This window comes from Hydrogenispora ethanolica, assembly GCF_004340685.1.
Classification (GTDB): domain Bacteria; phylum Bacillota; class UBA4882; order UBA8346; family UBA8346; genus Hydrogenispora; species Hydrogenispora ethanolica.
On sequence record NZ_SLUN01000013.1, the window covers coordinates 13,668 to 26,879 of the forward strand.

General features: G+C 60.4%; 11 protein-coding genes and 1 pseudogene. 9 read left to right on the forward strand and 3 right to left on the reverse strand.

Features of this window, described 5'->3' with window-relative positions:
- Nucleotides 1-3: 3 nt before the first annotated feature.
- Genes EDC14_RS11605 through EDC14_RS11620 form a run of 4 tightly spaced genes read left to right on the forward strand, consistent with a single transcriptional unit; the run spans nt 4 to nt 4,520 of the window.
- Nucleotides 4-1,131: an ABC transporter substrate-binding protein gene (locus tag EDC14_RS11605; RefSeq protein WP_165907971.1), complete on the forward strand. Its 1,128-nt coding sequence runs from the start codon at nt 4-6 to the stop codon at nt 1,129-1,131.
- 24 nt (nt 1,132-1,155) lie between these two features.
- Nucleotides 1,156-2,169 carry an iron ABC transporter permease gene (locus tag EDC14_RS11610; RefSeq protein WP_132014466.1) on the forward strand — a complete coding sequence of 338 codons (1,014 nt, stop codon included), beginning with the start codon at nt 1,156-1,158 and terminating at the stop codon, nt 2,167-2,169.
- Nucleotides 2,166-3,377: an ABC transporter ATP-binding protein gene (locus EDC14_RS11615; RefSeq protein WP_132014467.1), complete on the forward strand. Its 1,212-nt coding sequence runs from the start codon at nt 2,166-2,168 to the stop codon at nt 3,375-3,377. Before EDC14_RS11610 ends, EDC14_RS11615 begins: the two co-directional genes overlap by 4 nt.
- 3 nt (nt 3,378-3,380) lie before the next feature.
- Complete coding sequence (locus EDC14_RS11620) at nt 3,381-4,520, forward strand: adenosylcobinamide amidohydrolase (RefSeq protein ID WP_132014468.1); 1,140 nt, start codon at nt 3,381-3,383, stop codon at nt 4,518-4,520.
- A gap of 20 nt (nt 4,521-4,540) precedes the next feature.
- On the opposite strand, the gene EDC14_RS11625 is transcribed toward EDC14_RS11620, so the two are convergent.
- Nucleotides 4,541-6,217, reverse strand: a complete 1,677-nt coding sequence (locus tag EDC14_RS11625; RefSeq protein WP_132014469.1) for a glycoside hydrolase family 13 protein — start codon at nt 6,215-6,217, stop codon at nt 4,541-4,543.
- Between the two features lie 283 nt (nt 6,218-6,500).
- Between EDC14_RS11625 and EDC14_RS11630 the strand changes: the two are divergent.
- The 5 genes and pseudogenes from EDC14_RS11630 to EDC14_RS11650 all read left to right on the forward strand — a co-directional run bounded on the left by EDC14_RS11630 (nt 6,501) and on the right by EDC14_RS11650 (nt 10,434).
- Nucleotides 6,501-7,245, forward strand: a pseudogene (locus EDC14_RS11630) (nucleoside phosphorylase).
- Between the two features lie 63 nt (nt 7,246-7,308).
- Nucleotides 7,309-7,911 carry an ECF transporter S component gene (locus EDC14_RS11635; protein WP_132014470.1) on the forward strand — a complete coding sequence of 201 codons (603 nt, stop codon included), beginning with the start codon at nt 7,309-7,311 and terminating at the stop codon, nt 7,909-7,911.
- A 111-nt stretch (nt 7,912-8,022) separates the two neighbouring features.
- Nucleotides 8,023-8,790: an energy-coupling factor transporter transmembrane component T family protein gene (locus tag EDC14_RS11640; RefSeq protein WP_132014471.1), complete on the forward strand. Its 768-nt coding sequence runs from the start codon at nt 8,023-8,025 to the stop codon at nt 8,788-8,790.
- A complete protein-coding gene (locus EDC14_RS11645; protein WP_132014472.1) occupies nt 8,790-9,635 on the forward strand; it encodes an energy-coupling factor ABC transporter ATP-binding protein in 846 nt (281 codons plus the stop codon). Before EDC14_RS11640 ends, EDC14_RS11645 begins: the two co-directional genes overlap by 1 nt.
- On the forward strand, nt 9,628-10,434 hold the full coding sequence (locus EDC14_RS11650) for an energy-coupling factor ABC transporter ATP-binding protein (protein ID WP_132014473.1): 807 nt from the start codon (nt 9,628-9,630) through the stop codon (nt 10,432-10,434). Before EDC14_RS11645 ends, EDC14_RS11650 begins: the two co-directional genes overlap by 8 nt.
- A 47-nt stretch (nt 10,435-10,481) precedes the next feature.
- Here EDC14_RS11650 and EDC14_RS11655 read toward each other — a convergent pair whose 3' ends face one another.
- Together EDC14_RS11655 and EDC14_RS11660 are read right to left on the reverse strand one after the other, a co-directional pair.
- Nucleotides 10,482-11,384: a TIGR03943 family putative permease subunit gene (locus tag EDC14_RS11655; protein WP_132014474.1), complete on the reverse strand. Its 903-nt coding sequence runs from the start codon at nt 11,382-11,384 to the stop codon at nt 10,482-10,484.
- 3 nt (nt 11,385-11,387) lie between these two features.
- Nucleotides 11,388-12,464 (reverse strand): permease, encoded by a 1,077-nt coding sequence (locus EDC14_RS11660; RefSeq protein WP_132014475.1) that lies wholly within the window; start codon nt 12,462-12,464, stop codon nt 11,388-11,390.
- Nucleotides 12,465-13,212: the final 748 nt, after the last annotated feature.

Below are 13,212 nucleotides of genomic sequence, written 5' to 3' on the forward strand. Positions count from 1 at the left end.
CGGATGAGACGAGAGTGCCTTCGTAAATTAATGGTGCGGATCTTTTCCGGCCTGCTCCTGCTGGGGGCCGCGCTTTGTGCCGGCCCGGCCGGAGCGGACGGGCCGGAGCGGTTGCCATTGCGCTATAGCCACGGCTTCGCAGTGACTTATCTGGCCGACGGATTCAAGCGAGTCCGGGACGGCGCGGGCCGGACGTTGATCCTGGCGCCGCGGGGCCGGCAGGTGCCGGCCGCGCTCCGCCGCTACCCGGTCATCCCCGTTCCGTTGCGGCGGGCGGTTTTCGCCTCGCCGACCCAGGTCTGTTTGTTGCGGCCTTTTCAGGACCCGGCGCTCTGGCGAAGCCTCGCCGGCGTGACCAGTCCGTCCGAGGAATGGTATCTGGACCCGGTCAAAGAAGGATTGAAGGCCGGAACCATCGCCTATCTCGGGGACAGTTACAACCCCGATTACGAGCGGCTGCGGGCGCTACGGCCGGAGGTGGTGTTCGTCTATGGCGGCCCCTACGGGCAGGAGCGGTTGATGAAAAACCTGAAGACGATGGGGATCCCCTATGCGGTGGACAACGACTATTTGGAAGCGGACGTGCTGGGCCGGATGGAATGGTTGAAATTCCTGGCGGTTTTTTATGATAAAGAGCGGGCGGCCGCGGCCTATTTTGACGCCGCCGCGGCGCGGGCGGAAGCCACGGCCGCCCGGGTCCGGTCGGGACCGCGCGTCAAGGTCCTCTGGGGCCTGCTCTACGACGGCAAAGCCTACCTGCCCGCCGCCGATTCCTATGTCGCCCGGATGATCGGGATGGCGGGCGGGGAGTATCTGGGGCCCAAAACAGCCGGAACCGGCGGGGGAAACATCGGCGTCAGCCTGGAAGAATTCTACTATCTGGCCGGACAGGCCGATCTGCTGGTCAGCGCCACTTTCCCCTCGGCCACTCCGACCTTGGCGGCCTGGTTGCGGAACGCCCCGGTCCTGCAAACGGTACCGGCGGTCCGCGCGGGCCGGGTCTGGTGCCTGCAGCCGTGGTACAATCAATGGCTGGACCGGAGCGACGAATTGGTGGCCGATCTGGCGGCGCTGACCCATCCGGGGCACTTCCGGAACCAGCGGGTGCGCCATTTCTACCGCCTGCCGTAACGGCGGCTTTTCGGGAGTGGGACGATGCGACAAAATCATTACGGATACCTTTGTTTAATCATCATGGGCTTGCTGGCGGCGCTGACTTTTCTGCTCAATGTCAGCCTGGGTTCGGTCCGGATCCCCTTGGCCGAGGGCCTGTCGGCGCTTTGGGAGCCGAGGGATTCGGGGGCCTTTGCCGCGATCATCCGGGATATCCGCCTGCCGCGGGCGCTGGCGGCGGCGAGCGGCGGCGCGGCTTTGGCCGTCACCGGACTGCTGCTGCAGGTCCTTTTTCAAAACCCGATCGTGGATTCGTTCATTCTGGGAGTCTCCTCCGGCGCCAGCCTGCTGGTGGGAGTGGTGCTCCTGGCCGGGACGGCTTTCGGCATTCAGGCCGCGCCGCCGCAACTTTTGGTCGGCGCGGCCTTCCTCGGCGCCATGGCGGTGATGCTCCTGGTCCTGGGGCTGGCCCGCCGGGTTAAGAGCGTGGTCACCCTGCTGGTGGCGGGACTGATGGTTGGCTACTTATGCAGCGGCATCACTAGCGGTCTGGTGGTGCTGGCCCAAAGAGAACAGTTGCGCAACTTCATCCTGTGGGGGTTGGGCAGTTTCTCCGGTTACACCATGGGCGAAGCGCTGTTTTTGACCGGACTCGTGCTGCCGCTGGCGGGAGCCGCCTGCTTTTTGGCCAAACCGTTGAATGCCTTGCTGTTGGGAGAGAAGTACGCCCGGAGCGGCGGCGCTCCCATGAATGCCTTGCGATGCTCGATCATCTTGATCACCAGCCTCTTGGGGGGAGCAGTCACCGCGTTCAGCGGGCCGATCGCCTTTATCGGCCTGGCAGTGCCGCATCTGGCGCGGATCATCTGGCGGACTTCGGATAACCGGATGTTGATTCCGGCCTGTTTTTTGCTGGGCGGGGCGGTCGCGGGCAGCTGCGACCTCTTGGCGCGCTTGCTGTTTGCCCCGGTGGAACTGCCGATCAGCGCGGTCACTTCCTTCTTCGGCGCGCCGCTGGTCATCGGATTGTTGCTGAAAAGGAGCAGGGTGGCATGAGCGTTTTGGAGACCCGCGGGTTAAGCGCGGGTTATGGCAAGAAAGTCATCGCCGCCGCCGTAAACATCGCCGCCCGGCGCGGCCAGATGGTAGCGTTATTGGGCCCGAACGGAACCGGCAAGACGACGCTGCTGGCCACGCTCGCCGGATTGCTGCGGCCGCTGGCCGGGACGGTCCTGGTCAACGGCAGGGATTTCGCTAGTTACTCCCGGCTAGAGATGGCCCGCCAAGTGGCGGTGGTTCTGACCGACCGCATCGAGCCGGGGCTGCTGACCGCGTACGATGTCGTCGCCAGCGGCCGCTATCCGCATACCGACCTTTTTCAGCGTTTGGGCCCCGCCGACCGGCAACAGATCCGGCGGACCATGGCTTGGGTCAGCGTTGAGAGCCTCACCGACCGGCCTTTCGGCCAGTTGAGCGACGGGGAGAAGCAAAAGGTTCTGCTGGCGCGGGCGCTGGTCCAGGAACCGCAACTGATCCTGCTGGATGAACCGACCGGATTTCTCGACCCGCGCAACCGGATGGAGTTCATGAGTTTACTGGCCCGCCTGACCCGCGAGCGGGGATTGACCGTGCTGCTCTCCTTGCACGATGTGGAGCTGGCCCTCAAATATTGCCAATGGGTCCTGCTGATCCGGGACGGCCGAATCATGGCCGAGGGCCTGGCCGAGCTGGTCCTCACCGCGGCCAACCTTCGCCGGCTTTACGGATTGGCCGGAACGGACTATAATGAGCTGCTCGGCACCTGGGAGATGGCCAACGACCGTCCGCCGGAACTGTTTGTGGTCGGCGGCGGGGGGAGCGGTACCGCGCTGTACCGGCTGTTGACCAAGTACGGCTACGGCCTCGGCAGCGGCGTGCTTCACCGCAACGACCTCGATTATCAAGCGGGCCGCTCCATGGGGATTCGCTTGATCGCCGAGGAACCGTTTGAGCCGATCGGCGCGGCGGCGCTGGCCGCAGCCCGGACCGAGCTTGCCTCAGCTAAGGCGGTCCTGGACGCGGGTTTTCCGGTCGGCTCGGCCAACCGGCCCAATCTCGACCTGATTCGGGATAGCCTGCACAGCGGCAAAAAGGTTTTTTCACTGCGGCCCGCCCCGGAAAGCGAAGGACTGTACGGCGCTCCGGCGGCGGCGATCAGCCACTGCGGGGATCTGCTTGAGCTGGTGGAGCGTTTGAATAAATTCCGCGATGAAATGGGCGAATGACGATTGTTGCTGGAAAAGACCCCGGCCGGGGATCTTCTCAAAGAAGAGAATAAAGCATTGTTTCTGCTGTTTCAGGGCCAACGCAACGTCCTGAGCAGTTCGCCGTGGAACGGCGGCTACCGGGAGGATCTGCGGGTCGCCTTCAATTATGACGAGAAACCGGCGGACGGTTATTGCCGGCTGCGCGCCGCCACTTATCAGGAACACCTGCGCCTGATCGCGGCCGAGCTGGGATTGGATCCCGCCCGGGCCACCGGCCTCAGCACCGCCGCCTCCATGCGCAATGCGGCGATGGCGGTGGAGACTCACGGCCGGCTCAGCGTGGCGGCGATCGTGACCGCGGGCGTGGCGGTCAACGGCGGCCGGGCCGGCGATCCGGCCGCTTACGAGGAACAGCGGCTATTCCCGGTGAAGCCCGGGACCATCAATATCCTGCTGGAGATCGACGCCGCCCTGCCGCCGGCCGCCATGGCCGGAGCGCTGATCACCGCCACCGAGGCCAAGGTCGCGGCGCTGCAGGAACTGCTGGCGGGCAGCAACTACTCGACCGGGCTGGCCACCGGTTCTGGAACCGACGGTGCGATCCTGGTCAGCCATCCGGAGGCGCCCCTCCGCTTGACCGATCCGGGCAAACATTCCAAGCTGGGGGAGCTCATCGGCCGGGCGGTGCTCGGCGCGGTGAAAGAAGCCCTGGCCCGGGAGAGCGACCTGACGCCCGAGAGCCAGCACAGCGTCTTGCAACGGTTCAAACGGTATGGAATGGATGAAGAGTGGCTCTGGCGCCAATATCAAAAAACAGCGCGGTCTAAAACCGGGACCGGTTCCGGACTGTCCAAGGCCGGTTTCTCCCAGGCCTTGAAACATTTGGACCGTCGCGGGGACTGGGTCGCCGCGGCTTCCCTATACATTCATCTCATGGACCAGTACGCCTGGGGAATGTTGCACGAAACCGAAACATCGGCGGCTGCGGCGGCGCTGCTGGACGGCCTGGGACGGGAGTGGGGGAGCGAAAGCGGGGCGGGCATTCCGGAACCCGGACCCTGCGACCATACGATTCAAGCGTTGCGGTACGCCTTTGCCCAAACATTGCTGGCCGGAATCGCCGGAACATCCGCTGCAAAAACCCGCCCCGGGGCGGGTTGATTCGGAAGAAGGTCTTTCCTTCAGGCTCGTTCTGCGGATCCGGATTCCATCGCCATCCGGTAGAGCCGCGCTTCCCACGGCCGCAGCGGCAGGACCGCGCCGCAGTTTTCCGCCTCCGGATAATTGGCCAGCAACAGTTCCCGCCGGGAATGACGCAGTTCATCCGGGAGCGCGACCGTTTGCGGCTGGTCGGAGAAGTTCAGCAGCACCCAAAACCGTTCCCCGTCCAGGGTCCGCAGGTACGAATAGATGAAGGGATCCGCCTCGTCAAGGCAGCGGTAGTCGCCATAGACCAGCGCCGGGGTTTGCTTGCGCAACCGGAGCAGCTTGCGGTAATAATGCAGCACCGAGCCGGGATCGGCCTCGGCGGCGGCCGCATTGATGGCCGGATAGTTGGGGTTCACCTTGATCCAGGGCTCGCCCGAAGTAAAGCCGGCCTGGGGGCTGTCATCCCACTGCAGCGGCGTTCGGCTGTTATCGCGGCATTTGGGCCGCAACCCGGCCAAAACGGTTTGGGGATCCCGGCCCGCGGCCACCTGCTCGGCGTACCGGTTCAGCATCTCGATATCCCGGTAATCGTCGATGGTCTCGAAACAGACATTGGTCATGCCCAGTTCTTCCCCTTGATAGATGTAGGGGGTGCCGGGCAGCGTCAGCGTCAAGGTCGCCAGCAGTTTGGCGGATTCGACCCGGTACTGCCGGTCATTGCCGAAGCGGGAGACCTGGCGCGGCTGATCGTGATTGTTCAAGTAGATGCTGTTCCAGCCCTTGCCCTCCTTCAGGCCATGATACCATTTGCCCCAGATCGCTTTGAGAAGCGGCAGATCCAGTTGGGCGGGGGTATCCACGATCTCAAAATGGAAGACCATATTCAATTCGCGGCGGTCGGCTCCGGTATAGAGGACGCCGTGTTCCGGCGCGACAAAGCCGGTCTCCCCGACCGTCATGATATCGTAGCGGCTCAGAACCTCCCGATGCATCTCCTGCAAATACGGGTGGATTCCCGGCTGGTTGGCGTAAAGCGGCCCGCCGAAGACAGACGGTTGATCCGCGGGCGGCGCGTCGGGCAATCCGGCCGGTTTGGCCAGAAAATTGATGACATCCATCCGGAAGCCGTCGATTCCCTTGTCCAGCCACCAGCGCATCATCCGGTAGATCTCCCTCCGGACCTCGGGATTTTCCCAGTTCAAGTCGGGTTGTTTCTTGGAAAAGAGGTGCAGGTAATACTCGCCGGTCGTTTCATCCCATTCCCAGGCCGACTGGGTGAAAAAAGAGCGCCAGTTGTTCGGTTCCCGGCCGTTCCGGGCCGGCCGCCAGATATAGTAATCCCGCTTGGGATTGTCCCGGGAAGAACGGGACTCGCGGAACCAGGGATGTTCGTCCGAAGTATGGTTGACCACCAGATCCATCACCAGCCTGAGGCCGCGGCGATGGGCCTCCGCCAGCAATTCGTCGAAATCGGCCATGGTGCCGAAGTCGTCCATGATCTGATAGTAATTGGAAATATCGTAGCCGTTGTCGTCGTTCGGCGATTGATAGACCGGGTTCAGCCAGATAACATCGACTCCCAGTTCCTTGATATAATCCAGTTTCCGGATAATGCCCCGCAGATCGCCGATTCCGTCCCCGTTGGCATCCAGAAAGCTGCGGGGATAGACTTGATAAACGACTGCTTCTTTCCACCAGTTTCGTTCCATGGCAAGCTCCTTTGGAGGATTCATCCGTTGCAAGGCTGCGCCCCGCCTTTCCGGCGGAAAGGGCGTTTTTTTTTGCAACCGGCAGCGGTTGCGGAAATCATAATCTCATTGTAGTAAGGGATTTCCAAAAATGCAACAAAATTTTCCTTGTACCGCTTTTTGGGACATGGGGCGAGGGGGAAACGGGACAAATATTTGGCGCGCCGAGAGGAGAATCACCGCAACCGGCGAACTTCTCCTATAACATAGGACATCCAACCGTAATCAAGAGGGTACAAGTACAATGAGTGAGAGCTTGCAACCGCATATCCGCTGCAGCGCAAGGGATGCCGCGCCCTATGCCTTGTTGCCCGGCGATCCGGGGCGGGGTCGGACGAATCGGCCAATTCCTCGAAGGGGTCCGGGAAATCGCGTCGAATCGCGAGTTTACCACGATTACCGGGTCCTATCGCGGAGTGAAAGTCATGGCGACTTCCACCGGGATCGGCGGGGCCTCGCTCGGTATCGCCGTGGAAGAGCTGCGGCGCATCGGCGTGACCACGCTCATCCGGATCGGCAGTTGCGGCGCTCTCCAAAACGATCTGCGGGTGGGCGATCTGATCATCCCGTCCGGCGCGGTGCGCAATGAGGGGACTTCCGACGCTTACATCGCCCGGGATTATCCGGCGCTCCCCGATCCGCTGCTGCTGACCGGCTTGCTTCAGACCGCAAGGCGCTTGGGCTATCCTTTCCAGTGCGGCTTGGTCCGCAGTCATGACAGTTTTTATACCGACCGGGAGGCGGCGATCGATCGCTACTGGGCGGAGCGGGGCATCCTGGCCTCGGATATGGAAAGCGCGCCGCTGATGGTGATTGGCGGGTTGCGGAAGCTGAGAACCGCGTCGCTCCTGAATGTGGTGGTCGAGGCCGAGGGCAGTCTGGAAAACGGCATTAACCAATATGTGGACGGCCGGGACGCCGCGGCGCTCGGCGAAGAACGGGAGATCCGGCTGGCGCTGGAGACCATCTTTTCACTGTTGCAGGAATGATTCCAGTTGCCGGTCGCGAAGACCCGGAGGATAACTGAAAAATTGGCGAGGGGGAGAATCAGGATGGCGAAAAAAGGAATGTGGTCGTTCAAGTTTTCAACGGCTTCGCTGGTGCTGATCCCGGCGGCGGTGGGGATCAACTACATCGGCAAGTCGTTTGCGGCGGCGCTAAAACTGCCGCTGTGGCTGGACGCCATCGGAACAGTTCTGGCGAGCATGTTGGCGGGGCCGATCATCGGCGGTTTATGCGGGGCCATCAATAACATCATTTACGGCCTGACCATGGACCCGGTCTCATTTGTCTACGCCATCACCAGCGTGGCCATTGGCGTCGTGGTCGGGATCATGGCCTACCGGGGCTGGGTCGCCAGCTTCTGGAAGGCCTTCTGGGTGGGCGCGTTGATCGCCGCCGTGGCGGCCGTGGTGTCCACGCCGATCAATATCGCTTTCTGGAAGGGCCAGACCGGCAATGTCTGGGGCGATGCGCTCTATGCGGTGCTGATCGCCCATAAGAATCCGGTGTGGCTGGCTTCGTTCCTCGATGAACTGGTGGTGGACATTCCGGACAAGATCGCCACGGTGATCATCAGTTTCGGAATCTTCAAAGGGCTCCCCAAAAAACTGACGGTCCTTTACAGCAACGACAATCGAACCGAGACCCTGTAAGAGAAGAGCAAACTGGAGATGAGCGAGACTGCCGCGGCAGTCTTCTCTTTTATTCCGGTTTGGGAGCAGTGCGCAATCATTCGTTAGATTTCCTTATGGACGGTGGTCGTTTTGGAATTTAAAAGTCTCTACCAGCCCAAGGATACGTTCATCCACCGGCTCGACCCCATCAGCAAACTGTTTTACATCGGCGCGGCCATCGCCGTTCCGTTGCTCCTTCCTTCGCTGGAGGTGGCGCTGGTCTGCCTGGCGGTCAGCGCCGGGTTGTTGCGCGGCGGCCGGGTTTTCCGGAAGGTGCTGCCGTTGATCGGCTTCAGTCTGGTCGTGCTGCTCTCCATCATCGTTATCCAGGGTTTGTTCATGGCGGAAAATCGCATCCCGCTCTTTCGCGTCGGTCCGCTCATCTTTTACAGGGAAGGGCTGACGCTGGCGTTCGGGCTTTGCCTGCGGGTCGTCAATATTCTGGCGGCTTTCGCCATTCTGGTGCTGACCACCAAGCCTTCGGATCTCATTGAAAGCCTGGTCCGGAAGGGGCTGTCGCCCAAGATCGGCTATGTCCTGAGTTCGGTCCTGCAGATCATTCCGCAGATGGCCGGGGCCATGGAGACGGTGATGGATGCCCAGCGTTCGCGGGGCATGGAAACCGAGGGGAGACTCAGTACCCGCCTGAAGGCATTCATCCCTTTGATCGGACCGGTGGTCATGAATTCCCTGATCAATACCAAAGAACGGGCGATGGCGCTGGAGGTGCGGGGGTTTAATTCCCGGGTCCCCAAAACCTTTTTGACCGAGGCTCCCCAAACCCCCTGCGGAACGGTCATTCAATGGAGCCTGGCCGGCATGGTGCTGTTGGCGCTGATCTGGAGGTTGATAGGTTGATGGCCAAGATCGTAGTGGAGAATCTGAAATACCGGTATCCCTTGACCGAGGAACTGGCGCTGCAGGGAATCTCTTTTACCATTGATAGCGGGGAGTTTATCGGGGTCATCGGTCCCAATTCCGCCGGGAAATCAACGCTCTGTCAGGCTTTGGTCGGTCTGGTGCCCCAATTTTATCACGGCGCCTACGGCGGCCGGGTAATGGTGGCCGGCCTGGATGCCGCCAAAACGGAGCTGAGCGAGATGGCGATGCGGATCGGCATCGTCTTTCAAAACCCCTTTACCCAGATGACCGGTTCCCGAATGACCGTGTACGAGGAGATCGCTTTCGGCCTGGAAAATCTGGGTCTGGAACGCGCCGAGATGAAGGCCCGGATCGATTGGGCCCTGCAGCTGTTGGATATCGAAGCGTGCCGGGAACGCAACCCTTTTGACCTCTCCGGCGGGCAGATGCAGCGCTTGGCGCTCGCCAGCATCATTGCCATGCGGCCGGAGATCATCGTCCTGGATGAGCCCACTTCGCAGTTGGATCCGCAAGGCTCGGAAGAGGTTTTCCAGGCGGTGCAGAGCTTGTGTCAAGAGGGTTTGACGATTATCATGGCCGAACATAAGATGGAGAAGATCGCCAAATACGCGAACCGGATCTTCCTGCTGCACCAGGGGGAACTGGTGGCCGCGGATACCCCCGCCAAGGTCTTTTCCCGGCCGGACCTGGAAAGCTACGGAGTCAACGCGCCCGCCTTCACCCGGATCTGCAAGGGGCTGCATATCACCGACCCGCGTACGGGCCTATACCCGGTGACGCTGGAAGAAGCTTACGCGACGGTGGTGAAGGGCCATGAATAAGATCGAAGTGACCGGTCTTCATTTTTCGTACGGCGCCGAGGCGGTCCTGCGAGGAATCACGCTCAGCTTCGATACCACTCCCACTGCCATCATCGGCCAAAACGGCGCCGGCAAGACCACCTTTGTCAAACTGCTGAAAGGGCTGCTCAAACCGGGAGCGGGCTCGGTCGTCATCAACGGCAGCGATACCCGCGAGACTACGGTGGCCCAATTGGCCCGGCAGATCGGTCTGGTTTTTCAGAATCCCAACGATCAAATCTTTAAGAACACGGTCATCGATGAAGTGATGTTCGGTCCCTTGAATATCGGCCAGTCCGCGGCCGACGCCCGGCGGAATTCGCTGCAGGCCCTGGAGATGGTGGGGCTGAGCGGCAACCTGACCGCTCACCCCTATGATCTGAGCTTATCCGAGCGCAAGCTGGTGAGCATTGCGGCGGTCGTGGCCATGCAAAATGGGATCATCATCCTGGACGAGCCGACCATTGCCCAGGATTATGCCGGCAAGGAAAGGATCCGGCGGATCATCCGCGACCTGCGCGCTCAGGGCCGGCTGATCATTACGATCATTCACGACATGGATTTCGTGGCCGAGACGTTCGAGCGGGTGATCGTCTTCCAAGACGGCAAAGTGATTCTGGACGGCGACGCCCGGACCGTTTTCGGAGCGACGGATCTGCTCTACCGGGCCAAGCTGGAACCGCCGCACGTGACCCAGCTCTGCAAGCGGCTGGGCTACCGGGAAACCTTTTTAACAGTCGAGGAGTTCATCGCCTATCAACAGCGGGAAGTGAAAAAGTAAAAAAACGCCAGCGGGCGTTTTTTACTTTATAACAAATGGATTCGGGTTTAGGGGTACAAGTACTCATCCCGCGGCGGGTCCACTTTATAAACGGTCGTGGCCGTAAAATAGGGATAGATTTTTTCGGGAGTCACCATGCTGATGATGGGGTCGATCGATTGTAGCTTGGGGTCGAAGGGCAGCAGTTGCAGGGTGCCTTCCACGCCCACCCATTCCTCGGCCTGAAACGACGCCGGTCCGGGCAGCTTGACCCGGACTCCGGCGGCCAGGCCGTCGGCTGCGCAACAAGTAATGATCATCCGGTACAACACAATCTCATCCGGTTTTAGCAAAGGTGAGCGCAAGACTTTGCCGATCAGCCGGATCCTGGAACGGAGCAACTTCTGGCGCGGCGCTTTCAAGGTGTCGAAGATAATATCGCCGATCTCCAGCTGCGTATATTCGGTCGCGGCCCCGGCGGCGACGGCCGGCGTGGCAGCGGCTCCGGCGGCGGGTTGATCCGAGAGCGAATAGGACGCCGCCCCGTTTGAAAGCTGGGCGGTTCCCGAAGACGACAGCTTCCAGCCGGAATCGCCCGCCGGCGGCTGGGACGCTGGGAGGGGGGGAGCGGAATTGCCTGAGTAGGATAAGGACTGGGGCGCGATCAGCAGCGACATTAAGACCGGTACAAACAGCAGATAACTGCTGGGCGCGACCCCTTCCCGGTGGTGGTGTCCGCAATGCGCCTCATGGCCGGAGCCGCCCGCCGGATGTCGGCTGTTCCGTTCGGCGGCGATCCGGGCCAGATTATACAGGATCATGGCGCCGAGGATTACTAAGGTGATGACCGTCAGGAACGAGAGCCGGGGATTGATGAATTTCCGAATGGTCCCAGTCCGTAACAGAAAGAACAGGAAGATAAAGTAACCGCTCAATACGATCGTGGTAAAATAGGTTTTATAACGATTCATTCCTTAAAACCTCCCTTGGAAGAAACGACCGGCGCCACTCAGATTCAGCAGCAGGCAGAGCAGGAAGACCAGAACGGCGCAGCAGCCGAAGATGAAAACGAGCGCTTTGGGCCGAAAACTCTTCACCAGCAGCAAGGTGTTCTTGATATCCAGCATCTGGCCGAAGACCATGAAAGCCATCACGCTGCCCAACGGAAAATGATAGGTAAACGAGCGGGCCACAAAGGCGTCGGCCTCGGCGCAGAGTGAGAGGCTTAGCGCCAGCAGCATCATGGTCAAAATCGATAAGGCCGGATTTTGGGTCAGGGCCAGCAAGGCCGTTTTGGGGAGGGCCACCTGGATGGTGGCAGCCAAAAACGCGCCGATGATCAAGAACTTGCCGACTTCCAGAAATTCCTCGTTGGCATGTTCAAAGACGGCGCCGATGACGCTTTGGCGGCGCGGTCCGTGGTGCTCGTGGGAATGGCCGCAACCACAGGAGCACGAGTGTGCTTCCGGTTCGGCTGCTGCGGCGGCGCTCTCCATGGCCGCCAACGTTGGCTGGTTTAGGATATCGGAGAGATTCGGCAGAAACTCGCTGACCAGCCAGGCGACGATGATTCCGATGCCGATGGCCATGCCCAGCCGGATCAGTGTCACCGACAAGCTATAACCGAAGGCGGTCGCGGTCGCCCAGACGGTAATCGGATTGACCAGCGGCGCGGTGACCATAAAGGCGATCGCCATATAGGGAGGAACCTTCTTGAGCAACAGCCGCCTGGCCACCGGAATCACCCCGCAATCGCAGACCGGGAAGAGGAAGCCGGCGCCGATCGCCATCAGGATCCCGGGCAGCCGGCCGGTCTTGGCCAGCTTCTGCTCGATCATCTCCACGGTGATCAGCTTTTGCATCAGCGCCGAAGCGAAGACGGCAATCAATACGAAAGGCAAAGCCTGGATAATGATGCTGATGAAGACGGTGGAAAGCTGCGGCAATTTGTTCAGGATGGACGGCGGAATGGTCACGCCGCCGAGCACCACCACAGTAAAGGTGAACGCAAATAAGAAGATGGACAGCCCGAGTTTGAACGGAGCTTTCATCCGAATCCCACCTTATCATTTTAAAATGTCCACAATGGACATTCATTTTTTATGAATTTTGCCAGCGGAAAACCGTGGCCGCGGACATCAAACGTCCCGACACCGGATTGCAAAAGCTGCGGCGGCACTCGAAGGTGCCTGGCGACCGCAAAATCGCTTTCGCAAAATGGATCGGGATTTATGACGCAAGGGTGGGCAACGCAGAAATCCGGGGCGGGGCCCGGCGCGGGAAGGAGTACCGCGGTTTCCGGCGGAAGAGCCAAGGCCGGCGGGTGAGGCTCAATGGGGCAATCAGCGGCAAAACAGTGATTTGAAAGGAGAGAACCGCGATGGCGCCATTTTGCAAGATTTGGCATGCCAAACAATGGCCATTCTCTTCATCTCCGGAATGGAGGAAAAAATGGGCGCTCAGAAAGAGCAGGGCGATGATAAAAAGAACCCCCAGAATTTGGCGCGTTTTTTGATTCATCATTGTAAAGGGGCGGTTCAGGAACTTTCAGCTGGATGGGCTGGAATGCACGACCGCGGCTGAAAGCCATCCTCCTCCATTTCCTCTGCGGTAAAGTTGGATCATGGAATTGTATTCGGCAAGGATATGAAAATACCTTTTTCAAGTCCGCATGCCGGTATCCTGCTATGTTTGACGCCGGTTCAATCCGGGAAAGTGCGGTTTTCTGGGGGAATTGGGTCGAGCGGAGGAAAGGGATGTTCCCGGAACCTTGCTGGCTAAACTTTCCTATCCTAAACC

Coding starts and splice junctions, on each gene's coding strand:
- EDC14_RS11605 (WP_165907971.1), top strand. CDS start 4: ATGAGACGAGAGTGCCTTCGTAAATTAATGGTGCGGATCTTTTCCGGC.
- EDC14_RS11610 (WP_132014466.1), top strand. CDS start 1,156: ATGCGACAAAATCATTACGGATACCTTTGTTTAATCATCATGGGCTTG.
- EDC14_RS11615 (WP_132014467.1), top strand. CDS start 2,166: ATGAGCGTTTTGGAGACCCGCGGGTTAAGCGCGGGTTATGGCAAGAAA.
- EDC14_RS11625 (WP_132014469.1), bottom strand. CDS start 6,217: ATGGAACGAAACTGGTGGAAAGAAGCAGTCGTTTATCAAGTCTATCCC.
- EDC14_RS11635 (WP_132014470.1), top strand. CDS start 7,309: ATGGCGAAAAAAGGAATGTGGTCGTTCAAGTTTTCAACGGCTTCGCTG.
- EDC14_RS11645 (WP_132014472.1), top strand. CDS start 8,790: ATGGCCAAGATCGTAGTGGAGAATCTGAAATACCGGTATCCCTTGACC.
- EDC14_RS11650 (WP_132014473.1), top strand. CDS start 9,628: ATGAATAAGATCGAAGTGACCGGTCTTCATTTTTCGTACGGCGCCGAG.
- EDC14_RS11655 (WP_132014474.1), bottom strand. CDS start 11,384: ATGAATCGTTATAAAACCTATTTTACCACGATCGTATTGAGCGGTTAC.
- EDC14_RS11660 (WP_132014475.1), bottom strand. CDS start 12,464: ATGAAAGCTCCGTTCAAACTCGGGCTGTCCATCTTCTTATTTGCGTTC.